The 22,495-nt window shown below is 68.9% G+C and carries 19 protein-coding genes; 9 read left to right on the top strand and 10 right to left on the bottom strand.

Annotated features, from left to right (window positions below; all coding sequences use genetic code 11):
- The first annotated feature begins 60 nt into the window (after nt 1–60).
- Together ACLJO0_RS42440 and ACLJO0_RS42445 are read left to right on the top strand one after the other, a co-directional pair.
- Nucleotides 61–1,644 (top strand): substrate-binding and VWA domain-containing protein, encoded by a 1,584-nt coding sequence (locus tag ACLJO0_RS42440; protein ID WP_410585580.1) that lies wholly within the window; start codon nt 61–63, stop codon nt 1,642–1,644.
- 8 nt (nt 1,645–1,652) lie between these two features.
- The gene (locus ACLJO0_RS42445) at nt 1,653–3,398 is read left to right on the top strand and encodes a hypothetical protein (RefSeq protein ID WP_410585581.1); all 1,746 of its coding nucleotides are present in this window, start codon (nt 1,653–1,655) and stop codon (nt 3,396–3,398) included.
- Here the strand turns inward: ACLJO0_RS42445 and ACLJO0_RS42450 are convergent.
- The gene (locus tag ACLJO0_RS42450) at nt 3,392–4,096 is read right to left on the bottom strand and encodes a class I SAM-dependent methyltransferase (protein ID WP_410585556.1); all 705 of its coding nucleotides are present in this window, start codon (nt 4,094–4,096) and stop codon (nt 3,392–3,394) included. The two genes, ACLJO0_RS42445 and ACLJO0_RS42450, sit on opposite strands and share 7 nt — an antisense overlap.
- 39 nt (nt 4,097–4,135) lie before the next feature.
- Between ACLJO0_RS42450 and ACLJO0_RS42455 the strand changes: the two genes are divergently transcribed.
- Together ACLJO0_RS42455 and ACLJO0_RS42460 are read left to right on the top strand one after the other, a co-directional pair.
- A complete protein-coding gene (locus ACLJO0_RS42455) occupies nt 4,136–8,071 on the top strand; it encodes an alpha-(1->3)-arabinofuranosyltransferase (protein ID WP_410585557.1) in 3,936 nt (1,311 codons plus the stop codon).
- A 200-nt stretch (nt 8,072–8,271) separates the two neighbouring features.
- Nucleotides 8,272–9,144, top strand: coding sequence for a hypothetical protein (locus ACLJO0_RS42460; protein ID WP_410585558.1), 873 nt, complete (start codon nt 8,272–8,274; stop codon nt 9,142–9,144).
- On the opposite strand, the gene ACLJO0_RS42465 is transcribed toward ACLJO0_RS42460, so the two are convergent.
- Complete coding sequence (locus tag ACLJO0_RS42465) at nt 9,133–10,329, bottom strand: lipopolysaccharide biosynthesis protein (RefSeq protein ID WP_410585559.1); 1,197 nt, start codon at nt 10,327–10,329, stop codon at nt 9,133–9,135. The genes ACLJO0_RS42460 and ACLJO0_RS42465 overlap by 12 nt on opposite strands.
- Before the next feature lie 68 nt (nt 10,330–10,397).
- Between ACLJO0_RS42465 and ACLJO0_RS42470 the strand changes: the two genes are divergently transcribed.
- Nucleotides 10,398–12,089: a hypothetical protein gene (locus tag ACLJO0_RS42470; protein WP_410585560.1), complete on the top strand. Its 1,692-nt coding sequence runs from the start codon at nt 10,398–10,400 to the stop codon at nt 12,087–12,089.
- 3 nt (nt 12,090–12,092) lie between these two features.
- Nucleotides 12,093–12,272 carry a hypothetical protein gene (locus ACLJO0_RS42475; RefSeq protein ID WP_125786340.1) on the top strand — a complete coding sequence of 60 codons (180 nt, stop codon included), beginning with the start codon at nt 12,093–12,095 and terminating at the stop codon, nt 12,270–12,272.
- Between the two features lie 925 nt (nt 12,273–13,197).
- Here the strand turns inward: ACLJO0_RS42475 and ACLJO0_RS42480 are convergent.
- Complete coding sequence (locus ACLJO0_RS42480) at nt 13,198–14,430, bottom strand: glycosyltransferase family 4 protein (protein ID WP_410585582.1); 1,233 nt, start codon at nt 14,428–14,430, stop codon at nt 13,198–13,200.
- Nucleotides 14,431–14,593: 163 nt separating this feature from the next.
- Between ACLJO0_RS42480 and ACLJO0_RS42485 the strand changes: the two genes are divergently transcribed.
- Nucleotides 14,594–15,289: a methyltransferase domain-containing protein gene (locus ACLJO0_RS42485; RefSeq protein WP_410585583.1), complete on the top strand. Its 696-nt coding sequence runs from the start codon at nt 14,594–14,596 to the stop codon at nt 15,287–15,289.
- Here the strand turns inward: ACLJO0_RS42485 and ACLJO0_RS42490 are convergent.
- Complete coding sequence (locus tag ACLJO0_RS42490) at nt 15,286–16,320, bottom strand: DUF3068 domain-containing protein (protein WP_158632671.1); 1,035 nt, start codon at nt 16,318–16,320, stop codon at nt 15,286–15,288. The genes ACLJO0_RS42485 and ACLJO0_RS42490 overlap by 4 nt on opposite strands.
- A gap of 236 nt (nt 16,321–16,556) precedes the next feature.
- Between ACLJO0_RS42490 and ACLJO0_RS42495 the strand changes: the two genes are divergently transcribed.
- Nucleotides 16,557–16,940, top strand: a complete 384-nt coding sequence (locus ACLJO0_RS42495; protein ID WP_125797278.1) for a hypothetical protein — start codon at nt 16,557–16,559, stop codon at nt 16,938–16,940.
- Here the strand turns inward: ACLJO0_RS42495 and ACLJO0_RS42500 are convergent.
- A complete protein-coding gene (locus ACLJO0_RS42500) occupies nt 16,937–18,112 on the bottom strand; it encodes a PucR family transcriptional regulator (RefSeq protein ID WP_410585561.1) in 1,176 nt (391 codons plus the stop codon). The two genes, ACLJO0_RS42495 and ACLJO0_RS42500, sit on opposite strands and share 4 nt — an antisense overlap.
- Nucleotides 18,113–18,172: 60 nt before the next feature.
- Nucleotides 18,173–18,607, bottom strand: a complete 435-nt coding sequence (locus ACLJO0_RS42505; protein ID WP_410585562.1) for a MarR family winged helix-turn-helix transcriptional regulator — start codon at nt 18,605–18,607, stop codon at nt 18,173–18,175.
- A 37-nt stretch (nt 18,608–18,644) separates the two neighbouring features.
- Between ACLJO0_RS42505 and ACLJO0_RS42510 the strand changes: the two genes are divergently transcribed.
- A complete protein-coding gene (locus ACLJO0_RS42510) occupies nt 18,645–19,166 on the top strand; it encodes a hypothetical protein (RefSeq protein WP_410585563.1) in 522 nt (173 codons plus the stop codon).
- Here ACLJO0_RS42510 and ACLJO0_RS42515 read toward each other — a convergent pair.
- The 4 genes from ACLJO0_RS42515 to ACLJO0_RS42530 all read right to left on the bottom strand — a co-directional run bounded on the left by ACLJO0_RS42515 (nt 19,156) and on the right by ACLJO0_RS42530 (nt 22,456).
- Nucleotides 19,156–19,926 (bottom strand): hypothetical protein, encoded by a 771-nt coding sequence (locus ACLJO0_RS42515; protein WP_410585564.1) that lies wholly within the window; start codon nt 19,924–19,926, stop codon nt 19,156–19,158. The two genes, ACLJO0_RS42510 and ACLJO0_RS42515, sit on opposite strands and share 11 nt — an antisense overlap.
- Before the next feature lie 94 nt (nt 19,927–20,020).
- Nucleotides 20,021–20,710 carry a sigma-70 family RNA polymerase sigma factor gene (locus ACLJO0_RS42520; protein ID WP_410585565.1) on the bottom strand — a complete coding sequence of 230 codons (690 nt, stop codon included), beginning with the start codon at nt 20,708–20,710 and terminating at the stop codon, nt 20,021–20,023.
- A 144-nt stretch (nt 20,711–20,854) separates the two neighbouring features.
- Complete coding sequence (locus ACLJO0_RS42525; RefSeq protein ID WP_410585566.1) at nt 20,855–21,352, bottom strand: hypothetical protein; 498 nt, start codon at nt 21,350–21,352, stop codon at nt 20,855–20,857.
- 234 nt (nt 21,353–21,586) lie between these two features.
- The gene (locus ACLJO0_RS42530) at nt 21,587–22,456 is read right to left on the bottom strand and encodes an alpha/beta fold hydrolase (RefSeq protein ID WP_410585567.1); all 870 of its coding nucleotides are present in this window, start codon (nt 22,454–22,456) and stop codon (nt 21,587–21,589) included.
- Between the last annotated feature and the right edge of the window lie 39 nt (nt 22,457–22,495).

A 22,495-nucleotide genomic window follows, 5' to 3' on the forward strand; every position in this document is an offset into this window, starting at 1 on the left:
CGTTCGCGGGCGGATTGGGCAACATCCCAGGTCCTCACCCCGCACCTCGGAGGCATGCACATGCAGGTAGGTCCGAGGCGTGGCGGGCGTTTCACCGCGCCCGTCGTCGTCTTGAGCCTCTTGCTGGTGATCGCGCTCGGTGCCTGGTGGGGCGTGGATTACCTGCGAGCCCGGTTGGCCGGCAACGGTTGTGACGCGTTGACGCCGGTCGAGATCACCGCCGCCCCCGACGTGGCGCCCGTGCTCACGCGGCTCGCGCAGACCGTGCCGCAGGAAGAATGCTTCAGTGTCAACGTGACCGCGAGCGAGTCGGCCGCGACCGCCGACCTGCTCGGGACCACCACCTCCGGCGGGCCCGACGTCTGGATCCCCGAGTCGAGCACGATGTTGTCGCAGGCCAGGGACGCCGGCGCGTGGAACCTGCCGGAATCCGGTCAGTCGGTGGCGAACTCCCCGGTGGTACTGGGACTTCCCGACGAAACCGCGCGGCGGTTCGGCTGGCCGGGGAAAGCTCCTTCCTGGCAAGAAATCCTCGACGGCTCACCGGTCGGTTTCCCCGATCCGGCACGCGATCCGCTGGGTGTCGGCACCTTGCTAGCCCTGCGGAAGCTGACCGAGAAGGAGCCCGATCCGGCCGCGGCCTTCACCGCCGTCATGCGGAAACTGAACCCCGCCCCCGGCCAGGCCCCGGCCGCCTTCCCCGCCACCGAACAATCCGTGCTCGCGCGGAATCTGGTGGCGGCGTATCCGGATGTCCCGGTGCAGGGGTTCGACTACCCGTATGTCGTGCTGCCCAAGGCGTCCGAAGCGTCGAGGAGCGCGGCGGAACGTTTTTTGCGGCTGTTGCTCGATCCGCTCGCCGGCGGCATCTTCGCCGACGCGGGATTCCGTGCGCCCACCGGACAGTTCGCCGTGCCGCGGGCGCGGGACAGCCGGACCGATCCGGCGCCGCATCCGGCGGGTGCCCCGCCCGCGACCGAACTGTACGCCGTACTGCAGGCTTGGGCGGGGACGAACCTGAGCGCCCGCGTCCAGGTGCTGCTCGACGTCTCCGGTTCGATGGCCGCCGCCGTGCCGGGTACCGGGAAGAGCCGGATGGACCTCACGTTGCAGGCCGCGACGCAGGGACTCGGCCTGTTCAAACCCACCACGGAACTGGGCTTGTGGCTGTTCTCGACCAAATTGGACGGTGACAAGGACCATCGCGTCCTGCTGCCGATGAAGACGATCGCCGAACAGAAGAGTTCGGGCGGTGTCGGGCAGTTGCAGGCCGTGCGGCCGAAAGCCGGTGGGGCGACGGGGCTCTACGATTCGATCCTCGCCGCGTACCAGAACGCCAGGCAGAACTGGAAACCCGGCCGGATCAACCTGGTCGTCGTCCTCACCGACGGGCGCAACGAAGACAGCGAGACGATCGGGCTGCCGCGGTTGCTGGAAGAACTGGGCAAACTCCAGGACCCGCGGAAACCGTTGCCGGTCATCGGAATCGGTATCGGGCCGGACATCGACGCGTCCGAACTACGCCAGGTTTCCACCGCCACCGGCGGCGATTCGTTCACCACCCCCGATCCGCGGAAGATCTCGGACGTCTTCTACCAGGCGCTGAGCAAGATCATGTGCCAGCCGCCGATCTGCAAGAATTGAGGCAGGACTTGCTCGTCCGGGGGAAGAGACCTTCGCCGGTCACGCTCGCCGCGTTCGTCGCGGGCGTGGTCCCGTTCGTACTGCACGCGTGGGCCGCGCTGCGTGGCAGCCTCGCGCAAGACGACTTCGTCATCACCTACCACGCCGCGAAGTCGGGCCCGTTCGACTTCGGCTACTTCTTCCAGGACTACCACGGCCACCTCGCGCCGGGCGGATTCCTGCTCGCCGATGTGCTGACCGCGTGGGCGCCGCTGAACTTCGCCGTGCTGATGGCACCGGTCCTGCTGATGCAGGCGGCGGCCTCGGTACTGCTGTGGGCGGTACTGGTGCGCTGTTTCGGCCGCCGGTGGGGGATTCTCGTCCCGTTCACGATGTTCACGACGTCGACCTTGCTGCTCGTCCCGACGTTGTGGTGGGCGTACGCGATCCAGATCGCGCCCGTGCTGCTGGCCACCACCGCCGCGCTGCACGCGCACGTGCGCTACCTCGCCGACGGCGGGCGCTGGGCGATCGCCACCGTGGGCTGGACCGTCTTCGGGCTGGCCTTCTACGAAAAGGCGGTGTTCATCCCGGTACTGGTCGCCGGGATCACCGTGCTGCTCGGGATTTCCCTGCGGCGTCACGTCGTGCTCATGGGGGTTTTCGGCGTCGTCCTCGCGGGTTACGCCGCCGTTTTCCTTGCGCTGACCACGAGTCAGGTCGGGCAGGGCGGCGGTCCGGTCACCGTCGGCACGGTCGCGGACATGACGGGACGGATGCTCGGCGACACTCTGGTGCCGGGGATGGCGGGCGGACCCTGGTCTGGCCCGGGGCCTGGTGCGACGTTCGCCGCTTCTCCCGTGATGGTAAGGATTGTGCTGCTGCTCGTGGCCGTCGGGGTGCTGTTCGCCGGGGTGCGCGTGGGTGGAGTCCGGGCCAGGAAGGCGTGGATCCTGCTGGGCCTGGTGTTCGTCGCGGACATCGGGCTTTCGGCGGCCACCCGGCTCACCGAGGTCGGGCCGGAACTGGGCAGCGATCCGCGCTACGTCGCCGATCTCGCGCTCGTCGTCGTGCTGTGTCTCGCTTTCGCCTTCCTGGAACCGAAACCGTTCGACCGTCCTGCGGATCCCGAGCCGTCCACGGCGAAACGGCCGCTGGCCCTGGCGTTGTGCCTCGCCCTGATCGCGAGTTCCGCCGTGGGGTTCTCCCGGCTGGCGCCCGGACTGCGGTTCGAACACTCCCGGGAATTCCTCGCCAACGCGAGGGCCTCGATCGAACGGGATCCCGATCTCGTCCTGTACGACACGATGGTGCCGAACGACATCCTGCACGGCTGGTTCGGCGAGAACGCCCGCACCTCCCGGGTGGTTGGCCTGATCCCCGGTGCCTTGTTCGACCAGCCGACGAGCCGGATGTCCCTTTTGGACGATACCGGCACCGCGAGGACGATCGTCGGCGTGGAGCCGGTTTCCCGTGGCCTGCCCGGCCCGGTGGCGGGCTGCGGCTACACCGTCGGCGAGCAACTGGTCCGGGTTCCGTTGGACACGCCCGTTCTCGGCCGCCACCTGCTGCGGATCGACTATTTCACCTCGGACGGCGGTGAAGGTTTCGTCGACCGCGACGGGGTGCGTGTGCCGGTCTGGTTCCAGCCCGGCCTGCACACGATGTACCTGCCGATCGAGGGCCTGTTCGACAAGATCGGCTTTCAGTTGTCCGCGAAGGGTGCTCCCGTCTGTCTCGCGAAGGTCGACGTCGGCAGGCCGCTCACTCAGTAAGGGTCGTACGGGCTGTCGTGGCCGAAGATCCTCGCCACGGGCGCCAACCGCAGCCGCAGCAGGATCTTGATCCCGACGTTGCGGATGAACCACGGCAACTGGGCGATCACCCGCAGCCTGTCCTTCGCCGACGGCGGGGCGAGGCGGAACCGGGCCATCGACGTCGCGCGGTCGAGATAGGTGTAACGCCGTCCGAAGAGGACTTTCGCGATCGTGCCCAAGGTGACGCCGATCGACGAAAAGCAGTCGTGGACCAGGATTTCCCCACCGGCGGCCAGGTTCTCCGACCAGCGAAGGTCGTCGGTGTAGGTCCAGTAGTCGTGTTTGCCGTCGATGTAGAGCAACTGGATCGGACGGTCCCAGCGCGGCCGGAGCTTCGTGCTGTACTCCGCCACGAGTTCCACGACGTCTTCGACGCCCGCCTTTCTCAGGTTGGCCTCGAATCGTTGGCGTGTAGGCGATCCGCCGAACAGGCGGCCGTCGACGAACGGGTCGACGGCGACCACCCGCGCGCCGACCGTGCGGGCGGCACTGGCGAGCACGATCGTCGATCGACCCTGGTGGCTGCCGATTTCGACGATGAGGTCGCCCTTGTCCAGGCGGCACGCCGCGGTCCACAAGGCAAGGCCCTGCTCCCGCGTCATCCAGCCCTTGACGGGTTCGGCGAGCGACCACGCTTCTTCGAAACCGTCTGTCATAGGCGCATAGTAGCCACGTTTCCGCCTAGTATCTACCGGATGGTAACCCCCGGGGCGCTTGTGAAACGGCCCAGCACGTGGATCGTGCTGGCGCTCACCGTGCTGTCCTTTGTGCAGCGTCCCGGCAGGACGACCTTCGACACGAAACTCGACCTCGCGGTGGATCCGCTCGCCTTCCTCGGCAGGGCGCTGCACCTGTGGAATCCCCAGGCGACGGCGGGGGAGTTGCAGAACCAGGCGTACGGCTACCTGTTCCCGATGGGGCCGTTCTTCGCACTGTGCCAAGCCGTCGGGATACCGGTGTGGATCGCGCAGCGGCTGTGGTGCGCGATCCTGCTCTCGGTGGCGTTCGGTGGTGCGCTGCTGGTGGCCCGCGCGCTCAAAATAGGGAACGAACGGACTCGGCTGATCGGAGCAGTCGGTTACGCCCTCGCACCGAGGATGATCACCGAAATCGGTTCGCTGTCCTCGGAGATGTTGCCCGCCGTCCTGCTGCCGTGGGTGCTGCTGCCGCTGATCCTCGCCGACCGCGTCGGCTCGCCACGTCGCGCCGCCGGGTTGTCGGCGCTCGCCGTGCTGTGCATGGGCGGGATCAACGGCGCGATGGTCGTGATGGCGCTCGTGCTGCCCGGGTTGTGGCTGCTGACCAGGAAATGGCGGAGTACGCACGTCGAACTCGTCATCTGGTGGTTCGTCTTCGTCGCCGGCGTGATGCTGTGGTGGATCCTGCCGCTGGTTCTGCTCGGCCAGTACAGCCTGCCGTTCCTCGACTACATCGAGTCCGCGACGAACACCACGGCGCCGATGTCGTTGTTCGAGGTGCTGCGCGGCACGAACCAGTGGGTCGCCTATGTCGTGCAGGGCACGCCGTGGTGGCCGTCGGGCTGGGCCCTGATCGACAATCCCGTGCTGATGGCGGCGACCGGACTCGTGGCCGCGGTCGGACTGTTCGGCCTCGCGCGGCGCGGCTTGCCCGAGCGGCGGTTCCTGGTGCTCGGCGTCTTGACCGGGCTGACACTGCTGACCGTCGGCTATGTCGGGACGCTCGACAGCCCGCTGGCGGAACCCGTCCGGCAGCTGCTCGACGGCCCGCTCGCGCCACTGCGGAACGTGCACAAATTCGAGCCGGTGCTGCGGCTGCCGTTGATGCTGGCCTTCGTCCACGGCATCACGAGTGCCGCGCTGGCACTACGCCGCCATCTGCGGCCCGCGCTGGGCGCCGTGCTGGTCGTGGCGATGGCCGCGCCGGTGTGGTTGCTGATGTTGCGGCCGGGGCCGGGCTGGGACGAGGTGCCGGGATATTGGTACGACGCGATGGGCCATGTCGCCAAGACCGACGCGACGGCGCGCACGTTGCTGCTGCCCGCGACCGGCTTCGGCGAATACGACTGGGGCCGCACCGTGGACGAACCGGCGCAGGCCATCGCGGACAGCCCGTGGGCCGTGCGCAACCAGGTCCCGCTGGGCTCGGAGGGCAACACCCGCCTGATGGACTCGATCGACGCGGCCTTGGCCGACGGCAGAGGGGATCCCGGGCTCGCCGCGCTGCTCGCGCGGTCGGGCTACCGGTTCCTGGTGCTGCGAGGCGACATCGATCGTGCCAAGGTCGGCGCGCCCGATTTCACGACGTTGCGCGCCGGGCTGGCGGGATCGCCGGGGATCGAGAAGTCGGCCCAGTTCGGACCGCTGGAGATCTTCGAGGTGAAACGGCCGGTTCCACTTGTCACCGCGACGTCCGCGAAGGACGTCCCGACGGTGAGCGGTGGTCCGGAGAACCTGTTGCCGTTGATGAACTCCGGGCAGCTCGATCCCGGTACGCCGACGGTGCTGACCGGGGACGGCGGCTCGCCGACCGGGCCGAGGCTGGTCACCGACGGGCTGCGCCGCGCCGAACGCAACGTCGGCGGGGTGCGGGACAACCTGAGCCAGACGCTGACCGCTGGGGAATCGCCGCGTCAGCAACGAGCCGCGCTCGACGTCCTGCCGTTCCCCGGCGAGCAGCACCAGACCGTGGCCGCGTACCGGGGGATCCGCTCGGTGAACGCCTCGACGGCGGCGTCGTTCGCGGACGCGTTCGGCGGATCGGATCCGAGCCATCAGCCGTTCGCCGCGTTGGACGGGGATCCCCGCACCGCTTGGCATTCGTCGAGTTTCACCGGCCCGATCGGCCAATGGCTCGAAGTCGAACTGGACACCCCGAGGCTGGTGAACACGGTCGATCTCGCGATGGTCGACGACATCCGCGTCGGCTGGCCGGCCACCCGGATCCGGATCACGACGGACAACGGTTCCGTCGATCACCAGGTCGTCCGGGGCGAGGGGGCGCACTCCTATCCGGCGCCGCCGGGGGTGACGCGCAAGGTGCGGATCACGTTGCTGTCGCTCGTGGTCGGCAGGCAGGACGGCAATGTCGGGATCTCGGAGCTGAAGATCCCCGGCGTCGATCCGCAACGCGCGCTCGAAGTCCCCGCGGACCTGTCCGCCGGTGCGGCGCCGGGATTCGCGTTCACGCGGGGTCAGCAGCCGAGGTACGCGTGTGTGCCGGACGGCGAGCACGTCCGCTGTGACGCCAACGCGGCCCGCGACGGTGAAGAACCGGACGGGATCCGGCGGCTGTTCTCCACGACGTCGCAGAACGCCTACGAATTCGGCGGCACCGTGCTGCCCGCCGGTGACGGCCGGGTTCCGGTGGCCTTGCCGGGCGTGCGAGTGTCCGCGACATCGCAACTGGGCGGGGATCCGTCGGCGAGCGCGTTCGCCGCGGTGGACGGGAATCCGGCGACTACGTGGCTGCCCGACATCACCGACCTGCGGCCGACGTTGACCCTGGAGTGGGCGAAACCCCAGACCATCTCGGGTATCCGCGTCGCCGCCGATCCACGCGCGCCCGCGCGGCTGGAGCTGACGACGCCGACGTCGAGCCGTTCCGTGGAACTCGACGCCTCCGGCGCGGCGACGTTCCCGCCGCTGGAGACGTCGCAGCTGAAGATCGCGTTCGCCGGTCTCGACGACGACCAGCGGACCCGGAACTCGCTGGGCATCGGGAGTCTGTCCCTGACCGGTGCCGAACTTCCCGCTCCGGACTCGGAATTCACGGTGCCCTGCGGATCGGGCCCGAACGTCCACCTGAACGGCTTCGACTACGACACGTCCGTCCGTGGCACCCTCGCCGACTATCTCGCGCACCGGCCGCTGGCGCTGTCCGCGTGCCCCGATTCCACGGGCGGCGTCGACCTCGCGGCGGGCGGACACGAACTGCGTACCGACCGGTCCGAGTCCTTTGTGGTCCAGGACCTGTGGCTCAAACCCGCCGGGCAGGCCGTTTCGCCCGCCGCGCATCGCGCCGTCACCGTGGACTCCTGGGACGCGACGTCCCGGACGGTCACCGTGGCGGGCGGCGAAGAGTCCATTTTGGCCGTCCCGGAAAACGCCAACGCGGGCTGGACCGCGTCACTGAACGGGACTCCGCTGGTGAAGACGCGCGTCGACGGCTGGCAACAGGCGTGGATCCTGCCCGCCGGCTCGGGCGGTGTCGTGCAGCTCGAGTTCACGCCGGACTGGAAATACCGCTCCGGCCTGCTCATCGGCGCGATCGCGATCCTGGCCGTACTGATCGGCGTGCTGTGGCCGGTCCGCCGGCGCCGCGTTTCCGTCGAGGCGGGTTCCGGTGTCGTCGTCCCCGTGGTCCTCATCGGACTGCTGGCCGTCCTCGGCGGAATGCTGCCGATCGTCCTGCTGATCGCCGTCCTGCTGGCCCGCCAGTTCAGCGAACGCGCGCCGCGGTACCTCGCTTTCGGCGGGATGGCCGCGGGAACACTCGTCGCGGTGGTGGGGCGGCTGCTGGGACACGGGCAGGAGTGGGCCTACGGTCCGGTGACGCAGGCTTCGCTGCTGCTGGCGGCGGCGGCGATGGTGGCGATGTGTGTGCCTTGGTTCGCGGGGCCGTCACCGGACCCCGAAGGTGACAAAGCGTGAGGGGTGTGTGGAAATAGGGACGTCGAGTGTCCCTATTTCCACACACCCCCGCTTGAGCGGACCGGTCACGACGTGAATCGACGGTTTCTGTCGGTGCCCGGGCTCAAGCTGATCAAGTGCGAAGAGGGGAGTGGGCACAGCACCCACTGTTGACGAAGGGCCCGGCCGTTGTCGGGGTCAAGCGGCTCGAAGAGCTCGGTGTGCCCAGAAGAACGATCTGGCGACGGTGCGAAGCCGGTGGTCTCTGGCGGATGCTGCTGCCGGGTGTCGTGCTGCTCGGAAACGGCGAGCCGACCGAAGAACACCGGATCGAGGCGAGCCTGCTCCATGCCCGTGAAGGTTCGGTCCTCACCGGTGTGCCGGCGCTCAGGCGTTACGGCCTGCGGAATCTCCCGGATCCCGATGACGTGCACGTGCTGGTGCCCGCCGGACGGGCGATCGCCAGTACCGGCTTCGTCCGTGTGGAACGAACGCGACGCTTGCCCACACCAAGGATCAGAGCCGGTGTCCCCACGGCTCCCGTGCCGCGAGCGGTGATCGACGCGGCACGCCGAACCCCGGACGTGGACGCGATCGTGGCGATGATGGCCGAAGCGGTGCAAGAACGGCATTGCCTGCCACGGGCGCTCGCCCTCGAGATCGACGAACGGTCCCGAATCGACGGGAGACTACTGCGGGCACTGGCGCCGATCTGGGCCGGCGCGCATTCGGTCGCCGAGGCCGATGCGTGGAACCTGTGGGCGCGTTCGGGGCTTCCGGAGTTCCAGTGGAATGTGAAGGTCTTCGACGCGTCCGGCCGGTTCGTCGCGAAGCCGGACGGTTGGTGCGACGAGGTCGGGTTCGCCTGGGAAATCGATTCCCTCGGCTATCACTCGGAGGGTGACCACTTCCGGGCGACCCTCGCACGAAACGCTCGCTATGCCGCTGCCGGGATCGTCGTTCTCCAGACGTTGCCGTCCCGGCTGCGGTCCGAACCCGACGTGGTCCTCGCCGAACTCAGAGCGGCGTTCGAAAGCGCCCAACGGCGTCCGCGACCAGAAATCCACACAGTGCCCCTCAAGTCAGCGACGTGACCGCCACTCCAGAACAGCCCCGGAAAGTGCCAACCCCCCGGCACAGCAAGCCGCGACAGTGACCACCTGAACCGCCGAAGAGTGCAGCCAAGCGGTCACGAGCACGGTCTCCACCACCACCGTCGTCCACATCAGCACGGTCACCCGCCGGTCGCCGGCGGCGAGGCGGGAGAACAGCAGGATCTGGACCAGCGCGAGCATCGAGCCGGCGAGGGCGAACGGCCAGACCGGCATGGTGCTGGCGGCGTAGCCGGAGCCGCCGATGAAGGAGAGCAAGCGTGGGCCGGCGACCACCGAGACGAGGAGCACGACGGCGTCGAGGGCGGCGCAGACGGCAAGGGCGGCGGGCAGGATGCGGCGCCGGTCGTCGCCGTTCGCGAAGCGGGGGAGCACCAGGACGCCGACGGCTTGGGGGAGCCAGTAGGCGATTTTCGTGACGATCGCGCCGAGCGCGTACTCGCCCGCCTCGTTCGCGGGGAGGGTGTGGCGGGCCAGTACCAGGTCGAGGTTCACCAGCAGGACGAGCGCCAGCATCGCCTGCGCCGCGTGCAGGACCTCGCCGGCGTGCCAGCCCGCCTTCCGTGGTCGTTGCCGTCCACAGAGGAGCCAGCCGCAGATGATCACCAGGTATGAGCCGATCGCGGTGCCGGCCAGCGCGCCGGTGGCGTCACCGCCGATCAGCAGTCCGAGCAGCGAGCCTCCGACCTTGCCCGCGCCTTCGAGTGACATGAGCCCGGCCAGGCGCGCGAACCGGCCGCTGCCCTGCAGCAGACCGTGGAAGAGGCCGAGCAGCGTCAGCGGGCCGAGTGTGACGGCGAGCAGCAGCGCCGGCACGACGGAATCCAGGTGCAGCACGAAGACCAGTACCGGCGCCAGCAGCAGGCCGATGGCCGCGACGATGGCGCTCGTCGTGAGGCCCAGCGCCAGTAGCGTTCCCGAGTCCTGAGGCTTGCGAGCGACGCGCAGGGCGACCACGGTTTGCAGGCCCATCGCGGGTACGACGCCGATCACCAGTACCGCCAGCAGTGAACTCAGTTCACCGAACGCGCTCGGCGCGAGCAGCCGGGCGGCGATGATGCTCAGCGCGTAGGCACCGGCGTTGTTGGCCGCCAGCGCGAGCGAAACGAGGATCGCCGCGACACGCTTGTCGGTTCTGGCCTGGTCGACCTCGACGTCTAAGCTCAACGGCGCTCCTATTACCGGCGAGTAATCGAGCGACCATAACCGCGATCGACGCGGAAAGGAAAGGGCAGTTGGACGCACGGCGTGAACGTCTCGTCCTGGCCGCGGTGTCGGCGGGGCTCGCGTCGCTGGTGTTCCTGCCGGTGCTCGGACGCGGTTTCGTCCTGAGCTACGACATGGTGTTCGCCCAGCGTCAGTCGCTGGTTCCGGACGCGCTCGGCGTCGGTTCCGCTCTGCCTCGTTCCGTCCCCGCCGACGCCGTGATCGCGCTCGCGACAGCGGTCGTTCCCGGCGATGTGGCGCAGAAAATCGTCCTGGTGCTTTCGCTCTTCCTGGCGGCATATGGCGCAGCACGGCTGGTGCCGACGGAGCAGCTCGGTACGCGGATCGTCGCCGCCACCGCCTATGCGTGGACGGCCTATTTCGCGGAGCGGTTGTTCATCGGGCATTGGCCGCTCCTGCTCACCTACGCCTGCCTCCCGTGGATCGCGCGCGCCGCGCTTTCCCTGCGCCGGGACGAACCGAGGGCGCTCACGCGGCTGGTGCTCGCCTGCGCCCTCGCGGTGCTCACCCCACCAGGCGGCGTACTGGCCGCGCTCACCGCGATCGTCCTGGCCGGGCCTCGGAAACTCGGCCACACCCTCGGTCTCGCCGTTGTGCTCAACCTGCCCTGGCTCGTGCCGACACTCCTGCACGACGGCGGCACGCTGTCCGACCCCGCCGGGGTGGCCGCGTTCAGTGCCCGCGCCGAAAGCTGGGGTCCGGCGATCCTGAGCGTGCTCGGGCTCGGCGGCATCTGGAACGGCGACGTCGTCCCCGGCAGCCGGGGCGCGCCCATGGCCCCGGTACTGATCCTCGTCACGGTCGCCGTGGCGCTGGCAGGGATCCGTCCGCTGGCACGAAGGTGGGGGACGCCGCCCGCGAGAGCGTTGGTGCTGCTGGGAGTCCTCGGTGTCGTGCTCGCCGCACTGGCGACACTGCCGTTCGGCGAAGCCGTGTTGTCCTGGGCGATGGGCCACGTTCCCGGCGCGGGACTTCTGCGGGACGCGCAGAAATGGGTGGCGTGGTGGGCGCTTCCGGCCGCACTCGGGTTCGCGCTCACGGCCGAAGCCGCCGCGACACGCCTGAGGACCGGTGCGGCGCGCGGGGCGCTCATCATGGCGGCCGCGCTCTTTCCCTTGCTCACCATGCCCGATCTCGCCTGGGGCGGCTGGGGGAGGATCGAAGCGGTGCCCTACCCGGAGGACTGGAACGCCGTCCACCGGGTGCTGGCGGAAGACGACCGGCCCGGTGACGTCGTCGCGCTGCCACTGTCCACGTTCCGGAGTTTCGCCTGGAACGACCACCGGACCCAGCTGGACCCGGCGCCGCGCGCGCTGCCCGAAACCGTTCTCGTCGACGACACGTTGCGGGTCGGCGGCGAGGAGATCTCCGGCGAGGATTCCAGAATGGACCGTGTCCGCGCCGCGAAGTCGCCCGAGGACCTGTCCGCGGCCGGGATCGGCTGGATCCTGGCCGAACACGGGACGCCGGGACGGGTCGACCCGCGGTTGCTGACCGGCGCGGAACGGGTGTGGTCCGGTGACTGGCTCACGCTTTACCGTACTCCCGGTGAGCCCGCCGTGACCGAGACGCGATCACCGATCCCCGTTGTGCTGGCAAACGGAGTAGCACTGCTCTCGATCGCCGCCGCACTGTTGTGCCTCAAGTTACCGGTGCGTACATTGAGCCGACGCAGGAATTCCCTGCCGCGGAAGGAGTAGGTCTTGGGCACCCTCATCGGCGCGGCCGCCGCCGTCATCATCGGGCTGGCAACGGCCGCGGGCGGGAGTTACGCGCTGACGAACACCGCGGATCCGGACGCCGCACCCCAGGTGCAGGCGAAGATCAAGGAGCAGTTCAACCCGAATTCGAGCCCGGAGCACATCATTTACGGCAACCGCTGAGCCGGTGTCCCAGCTCGCTTCCGACCACGCCGGCCGGGTCGTCGGGCTCTACGGCGACCCCACCGTTTCCTGGAGCATTCTCCTGGAAGCGCGGCTGTCTTCGGTACTGACGCCGGAAAAGGCGCGGATGCGGCTGGCGGTCGCCGTCGGGGAACGGCCATGGCTCGGGGCCGCCCCCGGCGTCGAAGCCGTTGCCGGTGAAGAACTTCCGGCGATCCGTGATCGCTTCGCGGAGGCGTCGTACGAACGCGGCGCGCCGTTGCTTCGCGTCGCCGTCGGCGTCGACGAACCCGTCGTGCTGATCGCCGCGCACCACGGCGCGCTCGACGGTCTCGGCCTGCTCGCCGTCCTCGGGCTGGCCCTCGACATCCCGATCTCGTCCGCCGCCAAGGGAATCGGCGCGCGTACGGCGGATCGATCCTTTCTCACGTCGGCCTTCCAGCGGCTCGCTGAAGCGCTTTTCGCGCCACCGGCCAGGATCACCCCGGAACGAGCCGAAAGTGGCTCAGGAGACGTGTTCAGTGCCCGTATTCTCCCTCGCGCGCGCCTGGGGTCCGCGGCCTTCGCGGCGGCCGCCGCGAACCTGACCGAGACGTGGAACGCCCGGCACGGCGAGGAGGCCGCCCGGGTGGTGGCCGCGGTGGGTGCCTCCTGGCGGGGCGGCGCCGCCCCGGAACCCGAGCATGACAGCGCGTTCTTCCGGTTGCGGCTCGGCCGCGAGCCCTCGGTCGCCGAAGTGGGCGCGCTGCTGGCCACCCAGCCGCCGGAACCCGATTTCCCCGCCCGCAGCAGCAGAATCGCCCGGCTGGGCACCCGGCTGCTGGCGGGCAGGCTCGGCTCGACCTATCTGGTTTCCAACCTCGGCGTCGTTTCGGCGGCGGACGCCGTCACCTCGATCGCGTTCTATCCCGCCGCCAGCGGCCGCTCAGGCGTGGCGTTCGGCGCGGCGACCGTCGGCGAGACGAGCACCGTCACCGTGCGCGCACGCCGCAAGGACTTCGACGACGCTGCCGCGGCCGGGCTGGCCGACGGGATCGTCGAAACTCTGCGGCGTCAGGACCCTGGGATGGGGGATGGCGACCCCGGCCACGTCCCGCACGAGTGATTCGAACCGGTGCACGCTGTGCTCCCAGTCGAACAGGCCGGCCCAGGTGACGCCCGCCCGGCCCATTTCGTTCCGGCGCGCCTGATCGGCGAGCAGCCCGTCCACCCGCGCGGTGAAATCGGCGAAGTCGTCGGCCAGCAGACCGGTCTTGCCCTCCACGATGGATTCGGCCACCCCGCCGGCCGCCCGGTAGGCCACCGACGGCACGCCGTGCGCGGCGGCCTCCATGATGACGATTCCCCAGCCCTCCTTGACCGAAGGGCACAGGTGCAGCCAGGACCGTTCCAGGATCTCGTGTTTCTCGTTCTCGTCCACCCAGCCGTGCAGCCGCACGCGGTCTTCGACACCGCGGTCGCGCGCGTGTTTGCGCAGAACCTCTTCCCATGGGCCCTGGCCGACGATCTCGAGCCGCAGCGTCGGCCAGCGCCTGCTCAGTTCCGCGACGACGTCGATCGCGTGCTCGATCCGCTTGTGCGGCACCAGCCTGCTGACGGCGACCAGCGTCGGTTCGGGCGCGCGGACGGCCTTGACGCGTGGGGGAGTGTCCAAACCGTTGGGTACCACGGTGATACGTGAGCCTTCGACGCCGAGGCCGGCGAGTTCGCCCTTGGTGATCTCGGAAACCGTGACGTAGCGGCAGTGCCGGAACAGCCACGGCGCGAGCCGGGATTCGATCCACCAGCCGATCCGGCCCAGTGTCTCGCCGAGCGCGCTGATCCACTGTTCCTTGTGGACGTGGTGCACCAGCACGAGAACCGGGCAGCCCGCGACGAGCCTGGCGAAGAACGGCATCCCGTTCTGAACGTCGACGACGAGGTCGGCGTGCGCGTTCCGGATCGCCCGGAGCGCGTGAGGGTACACGCCGAACTTGTTGCCACGGCGACGATAGCGGACGCCGTCGCGCCATTCGCCCGCGTTCGCGCCCGGGTACGCCGCGCACTGGATTTCGACCCGGTATCCGGCTTTGGCGAGTCCCTCGGCCATCCGCTCGACGTACCGCTCGGAGCCGCCGCCCTCCGGATGGCCGGTGTCGCGCCAGTTGACGAGCAGCACACGTGGCCGTTCCATCGTGGTTCTCCCAACCTGTTAGCGACAATGCTAGGTTACCGGTGCGTACACGGTAGATGAATCATTCTCGGAAAGCGATGGTTCGATGGTCGGTAATCGGTCGGTGACCCGTTCAGCGATGCCTCATCACGCCACCTTGCGCAGATCTGTGACGTTGTTCCGGGCTTTTCTCACCGAACAGACGGATCCGGACGGTTTCTACTCGGTGCTCGCCGAGGACTCGGTCCGGCAATTGGCACAGCACACTCCGTTGAACGGCCGAACCATCGTCGACGTCGGCGGCGGGCCGGGCTATTTCTCGGACGCGTTCCGCGCTGCCGGAGCCACCTACCTGGGCATAGATCCCGACGTCGGCGAGCTGACGGCACGGGGCGAGGCCGGGGAGAGCATGGTCCGCGGCAGCGGGACGAAACTGCCGGTGCGCACCGGATCCGTGGACGTCTGCTATTCGTCGAACGTCCTCGAACACGTTTCCGAACCGGAGGTCATGCTGGCCGAGATGTGCCGGGTGACCAAACCGGGAGGGACGATTTTCGCCTCGTTCACACCCTGGTATTCACCGTGGGGCGGACACGAGACGGCGCCGTGGCATTTCCTCGGTGGACACTACGCCCGGCGGCGTTATCTCGAAAAGACCGGGAAGGAACCGAAGAACAAATTCGGCGAGAGTCTGTTCGCGTTTTCGGCAGGCGCGGCCGTCCGGTGGGGGAAGGCCACGCCGCTCGCCGATCTCCAGGAGGTGTACCCGCGTTACCACCCCTCCTGGGCCCAATGGATCGCGCGTGTCCCCGGGGTACGGGAGGTCGCGTCGTGGAATCTGGTGATGGTGCTGCGTAAGCGTTAGTGGCGCGAAGGCGTCGGGCGCCGCTTCACCAGCAGGAAGACTCCGAGCGCGAGGAAGGCCGCGCCGGCGACCCCGAGCACGATCGGCCCGGTGCTCCCGATGAAGTCCAGCTTGCCCTTGTTCTCGCCGACCTGCTTGACCATCGCGTCGACGGTCGCGTCGGTGAAGGTCAGCGTCCCGTCGAAGACCACGGTGGGCGTGGGGTTCGCGGCCGACCGCAGTTCCTGGTGTGAGCGCTGTTCCTGCTTGACCTGGATCCCGGTCACCGGCTCGATCCAGCTGGTGATGGTGCCCGCGTAGAACTGACCCGCCTCGACGGAGTCACCGGTGGCGCCGATGAGCGAGCCCGGCACCTTCTTCGTCGAGATCTTCGTGGTGGGGATCTCCTGGACGAACTTGTAGACCTCGACGCCCTTGATGTCCTCGACACCCTTGAACCGGGCCTGGACGGCGCGGCCGGTGTTGTCGTCGTAGACCTGGTAGTCCTTCTGCTCGGTGTCGAAGGGGAACTTGAAGTTCAGGCCGGGCTGCGGCTTGTACTCCTGGATCTCCTCGGGCTTCTCGCCCTCCTTCTCGGGCTTGTCCTTGAGCTTGGTGACGAAGCTGCTGTTGGCCGAGCACTTCGCCTCCTGGTCACCACCCGGCGGCATGTAGCCCTCCGCGGTGCGGCGGTCGAAGCAGACCTGCCGCTTGCTCGCGCTGACCACGGTCTGGTCGCTGGTGTCGACGACCGAGACGGCCAGCAGCCAGACGGCGACGTCCGTACCCTCACGCATCTCCGGCGGCGCGAAGTTCGCCGCCACGCGGGCGGTCGCCTTCAGCTTGGCGTTGTCGCGGATCTCCGTGACGGTCTTGCCGCCTTCGGTCTTCACGGCGAGCACCTTGGACGCGGTGCCTTCGAGGACCGACGTCGATTCCTGGTTCAGTGGCACCTTGGCGAGTTCGGGTTTCACGTAGGTCGGCAGCAACACCGCGCCGGCGATGGAGAACACCCCTAGGGCCAAGAAGATCAGGCTCAACGCACGTCGCAACGGTCCTCCTGGTGGAACCATGGAAAATCCACATTACCCATCGGTAATCAGTCGCCAGATACTGGCCCGCCCGCAGGTCAGCGTCAAAGGTGTGACCGGCGGTCACAGGCACCCCGTGCGGCCGGAAGGCGGTACCGGCGCCGCCATTCGGCCCAGGCAGCCAAACATGTTTGTTCCCGGGAACAACGTGAGCGGGACCACCATCGGACGACTTCCGGTGCGTGGAAAGGAACTTTGTGCCGCAGGACCCGAACGATTCCCGCGTGCTGGACATCGGCGCGTACTCGGATTCGATCACCGATGTCGAGCTCCGTGACGCCGTCGCGGACGTTGCGACGTTGCTTTCGTTGCACGGCAACGTGATCCGCGACCTCGACGCCAGGAGATCACGGTGGCGGCCAGGGCGGCGGTCCCCGCATCCCGACATCGTCCTGTCCGCGGCCGGACGCCGTCCACAGTGGACGAGATCCGCGAATCCCGAAGTGACCCTGCCGGTCGCCACGACCGCGCGCGGCCGCACGCTCGCGGTGCGGCTCACCGCGCGGCCCGGTCTCGGGCACACGCTGCTGGACCTCGCGAGGATCATCGACGCCGACATGGCGCCGGAGAGAAGGAGCTAAGTGTCGTCCGCCAGGCGGACCGCCTCCAGTGCGACGTAGAGCTCCCCGACGTCGACAGGGTCGGACAGGTCGCGCCTGGTCAGTTCCTGCACCCGCCGGAGCCGGTACCGGACCGTGTTCGGGTGGACGATCAGCCGGTCCGCGGCCTCCTTGGCCGAGCCGTGCCCGGCGAACCACGCGACCAGCGTGTCGAGCAGGACCTGCCGTTCGGGTTTGGGCAGCACCAGGAGCCCGGCCAGCACGGAGCGTAAGACGTCCCGCGACATCTCCGGCGCGCTCGCGACCAGGGTGGTGACCGGCGAGTCGCCGAAGACGGCGACACCGGCGGCGCCGGTGGCCAGCGACCGGCGGGCGATCCTGGCCCGGTGCACCGCGTCCGGCACTTCGAGGAAGCCGTTGAACGGCTTGCTCATCCCCACCGCCAGCGGCAGGGTGCCCAGGACGTCGCGGAGCCGCCGGACGTCCTCGACGCGGTCGATCACGACCAGTCCGATTTCGGCGCCGGGTCGCCAAGCCGACTTCCAGCGTCGCGCCCGCAGCAGCGCCTCGACGCCGGGCCGTTCCTTCGGCTCGACGGGCTCGGTCACGACGGCGACGAACGTGCCCGCCGCCGGCAGGTCGAGTTCCTTGGCGGCGTTCTCGAGTTCCGCCTGGGTGGCGAAGCGGCCCTGCAGCAGGCCGTCGAGCAGGACGAGCTTCTCGTGCGAGAGTTCGCCTGCGACCTCGTTGTACGCGGTGGTCAGCGCGTCGGAGTAGAGGTCGATGGTCTTCCACACGCCTGCGTTGATCTCCACCGTGCGGGCCGGGTTGATGAAGCCGGGGCCCGCCAGTTCCACCAGGCGTTCGTAGACGAAGATCCCGCCGATCCGGAACGCGCGGAGCACGGACGGCAGCGGGATACCCTGCCTGGCCTGCGCCAGCCCGGTCTTGCGGGCCGCGTCGAGCGGCAGCCCGCGCCCCTCGACGAGCGCGGTCAGCGCCCGCTCGAGATTCGCCCGGCAGACCTTGCGCAACTCTTCCGGCGCGGTGTTGTCCACCTGGTGGTAGAACTCGTCCTCGTCGCTGAGCAGCCGGGCGAGGCGGTCACTGAACTCGGGCAGCCGGGTGAGCATCGCCTGCATGAGCGCGCGCTGCTCCCGGGGTGCGGGAGTAGCGAGAGCTTCGTTGCCCATCCGTCAACTCTAACCCGATCGAGTGGCCGCTTTTTATCACGATGCGACGAAAGGGCGGATTCAGGAGCTGAGCGCGGTTGACAACCTGCGCAGTGTGTCACGGGCCTGCCGCAGCTCCTCGGTGGTGACGCCGCTGTCGCGGAGCACGTCGCGCCGGGATTCGCTCGCGTCCCACAGCCGCTGCAGCAGCCGTGCGCCCTCGGGCGTGATGGCGTACAGGGACGAGCGGCGATGCGAAGGATTCGGCTCCACGCTCAGATGACCGGCCTCGGCGAGGTCGTCCACGACCCGCTGCACGGCTTGGCGGACCTGGCCGAGCCGTCGCGCGATGGCGGGGACGGCGAGGGGTTCTTCGGACACCGTGCTCAGCACATGCCAGCGGGCCACCGTCGTGCCCAGCCCGGTCGCCTCCCGCTCGCTGACGCGGCGGCTCAGCCCCGCGAGTTCGTAGACGTCGGCGATCAGCAGCCGGTAGTCGCGGACGAGATCGGTCATATTTGACAGCATACTGTCAAATGGTCATTCTGGCCGCATGGACGTCACCGAACGGATCGCCGCCGTCTTCACCGCCTCGGGACCGCGTCCCGAACTCGCCGGACGGCTCGGCGTGTTCGAGCCGCTGATCGGCAGCTGGGACCTGGTCGTGCACAACTACGCGGAGGACGGCAGTGTGCGGACCGTCGACGGCGAATGGCACTTCGGCTGGGCGCTCGACGGCCGCGCGCTGGCCGACGTGTGGATCAGTCCGGCGCGGGCGAGCAGGGTCGGCGGCGTGGACGGGGAGTGGGGGATGAGCCTGCGCTTCTACGACGAGAAGATCGACGCGTTCCGGTCGACCTGGCTCGGTCCCGGCAACGGCTGGGTGATCCCGTTCCTCGGCAAGCGGACGGAGGACGGCTTCGAGATCGAGGCCGACACCGACGGCGTCCGGCGCCGGTGGATCTTCTCCGAGCTGACCGCCGCGAGTTTCTCCTGGCGTGCGGAAGAGACGCTGCCGGACGAGGACCCCTTCGTCCGGCAGCGTTTCGAGGCCACTCGCGCGATCAGTGGTTGATCTTGAACCAAGGCTGCGACCAGCCGAGATAGGTGTAGTTCCAGGCGTTCTTGATCTCCGAGATCGTGGTTTCGGTGAAGCTGCCGGGGCCGTGGATGTCGTTCGACAGGAACTTGCCGCCACCGATGGAGATCATCGTGTGCCCGGTGCCGCCGTTGCTGAAGAAGGCGAGCCCGCCCGCGGGAACCTGGGTGTCACCGGGGTGCTTGTACGAACCCGGGATCTGGGTCCAGTGCACGTAGGCCGTTTCCGAGCCGCTCGCGGTCCAGCCGTAGGCCCACGAGTTGATCCGGTCGCACCAGCGGTAGTAGTTGGGATCGTTGTTGGTGTGCACGTGCGCCTTCGCCCAAGCGACGGCTTCGGCACAGGTCCTCGGGTTGCCGGTGCCCGCGGTGGAGCAGGAGAGGGTGCTGCCGGCGCAGTCCGGCGCGACCCGGCCGTCGGAGCCGGTGTAGACGTAGGCGTCGCTGATGTAGCCGCCCTTGGACGGCACGTAGTCCCAGATGTCGGTGGTGCCGTACTTGCCGGTCACCGTCGAGCCGTTGATCTGGCAGTCGATCGTGACGGCGGTGCCGCTCGCGACGGTGCCGACCGAACTCGCGCCGGTGCTCGGGCTCGACCGCACGGTCACCGCCACCCCGGAGTCGGTGTTCACCGTGCCCGTCGCCGCCAGCGCCTCGCCCGCGCCGCCGAGCATGATCGCCCCGGCCAGCGCGATCGTGCCGACGGCACCTCTGGCGATCCTCGATCGGATCTTCATCTCTGTCCTCCAGTGGTTCCCCTGATAGGGGGACAGGATGCAAGACGCTCGTACAAGCGGCGTACAAGGAATCGAGTGTCCGAAGTGGACTGTTCTATACCGGGACGAGCTCCGGTGCGGGGATTTGTCCGATGATCGGGACATCGCTCGCGTAGCGGGCGTTCCGCTCGGTGAGCAGCACCCTCAATCGGGCGAGCGCGCGGAACTGGGCCGCGCGGACCGCTCCGGCGCTCGGAAGGCCGAGCCGTTCGGCCGTCTCCTCGGCCGAAAGGCCGAACACGAACCGGAGGGCGACCACCTCCCGGTGCGGCATCGGCAATCTCGCCAGCAGGGTCCCGGCTTGCAACCGATGCTCCAGCCGTTCGATCTCGTCCGGATCGCGGCGGACCCAGTACGTCAGCCCGTCGGCGATCTCCGAGACCGAGGCGACCGGTTCGCGGGATCGGCGCCGATGGAGGTCGGCGACCTTGTGCCCGGCGATCCCGAGCACGAACGCGAGGAACCGGTCCGGGCGATACCGGTAGCGGGGCAAGGCGATCAGCACCGCCTGCAACACCTCCTGCGCGCAGTCCTGTGCGTCGCAGGCCCCCGTTCCGGCGCTCCCGACCTTGCCCGCGCAATAGCGGAACACGTGCGGGGACAGGAAACGGAGCAGTTCCCGGACCGCGTCCGGATCACCGGCGACGGCCGCCCGGACCAATCTGCTGTCCGGATTGGGCAATCGGCCCGCCGTGGCGGCGGCGCGGGAGTCCGCGGGTACCGTCGAGGGCGCTACCTCGTCCAAGTCTGCACTCCTGGTTCAGGGGAAGTGGCCGCGAAGGTGCGCCCGTCATCGGGGACTGGGACTTCGTGCGCGATGGTCCAGCTTGCCGTTCCGTGCGGGGGTTGTCCACACGACGGGCCGGAAGTCATCCGAACCGCGCAATGTCTACTGTGGACAGTGCCGGGGCGATACCTTGAAGCAGGACAGCACCGGGGGATAGGCCGTGGTGTCGGTGCTCAGCAGGTCCGACGTCCAGACCAGGCAGTGCGCGAGAACCCGGATCCGCTGGCCGAGATCGGCGTTGTCGCAGGCCTCGTCGATCTGGTCGGCACAGGTGTCCCGGTCGTCGCGGACACTGGCGGCGATGGCGCGGACGATCGCCGCCACGGCGGGGTCGAGTCTGTCGGGCCGCACCGTCCGTCCCGCGGAATCCCGCAGGCGCAAGGTGAACGGTTCACCGATCCGCAGCGAACGACGTCGATCCTTGGTGGCCAAGGAGAACGTGTCGACCAGTCGTCCGACGACTTCGCCGAGCGCCGGTTTCCGCCGGGGGGACGACGCGATGGACACCAGCGCGGTGGCGAGCCGGTCGGCTTCACCCGATCTGGTGAGAGACAGGAGATCGCGGGCGACGGTGTGCGCGCGTTTGGCAGTGGGTGTCATGTCGGGCCCCTCGTAGAGCATGCCGACAACCGATACCCGTTTGGGTGATGGCCAAACCTTAACGGCTATCGATTGCCGCCGGTGGGGGCGAGGGTTGAGCCGTTCGGCTCAGGCCGACGGACCGTCTCCGACGCGCAAGTAGAGGTGCCGGAGGTCGTGAGTGGCGATTCGTGTTCTAACCCGAATCGCCACTCACGACCCGCTCACCCCGGCCGAAGCCGCGTTCGAGAAGGCCTAGCGTGCGAGCAGGTCTCGCAGTGCCTTCACCACCTCCGACGGTGATTCCTCGGCCATGAAGTGGCCCGACGTGACCGTCCGGTGGTCGAGGTCCGTCGCCCACGCCCGCCAGAGCGCGACGGCGTCGTAGCCGAGCGCGGCACCCCAGTCCTGTTGGAGCACGGTGAGCGGCATGGCGAGCCGGTTGCCCGCCGTGCGATCGGCCTTGTCGTGCTCGACGTCGATGCCCGCCGACGCGCGGTAGTCGGCGACGATCGAGGTCACCGCGTTCCGCGAGGCCGTGAGGTACGCGGCCCGGACGTCGGCCGGGATCGCGTCGCCGCGCTGTGTCCACGCGTCGAGGAAGTGACCGAAGAACGCGTCGGGCGCGGCGCCGATCAGCTGTTCGGGCAGCCCCGGCGGCTGCGCCATCAGATAGAGGTGGAAGCCGACCGCGGCGCCGGCGCCGTGCAGGACGTCCCACATGTCCAGCGTGGGCAGCACGTCGAGGATCGCGAGGTGGCTCACCTTGCCGGGGTGGTCGAGCCCCGCCCGCAGGGCCACCAGCGCGCCCCGGTCGTGCCCGGCGAGGGCGAACCGGTCATGGCCGAACGCCTTCGCGACGGCGACGACGTCGGCCGCCATCGTGCGCTTCGAGTAGGTCTCGCCGGTGTCTTCGGGTTTGTCGCTTTCGCCGTATCCTCGCAGGTCAGGGCAGAGAACGGTGTGGTCCGCCGCCAGATCGGCCGCCACGTGCCGCCACATGAGGTGGGTCTCGGGGAAGCCGTGCAGGAGCACGATCGGGCTGCCGGTCCCGGCGACGGCGACGTCGAGTGCCACGCCGTCCGCCACGGGCACCCGCTGGTAGTCGAATCCGGTGATGCGCATGGATGCCTTCCTGGTCGTTCCGTGATGACCGCCAGCGTC

The sequence above is a fragment of the Amycolatopsis sp. lyj-108 genome, from assembly GCF_046549005.1.
GTDB lineage: Bacteria > Actinomycetota > Actinomycetes > Mycobacteriales > Pseudonocardiaceae > Amycolatopsis.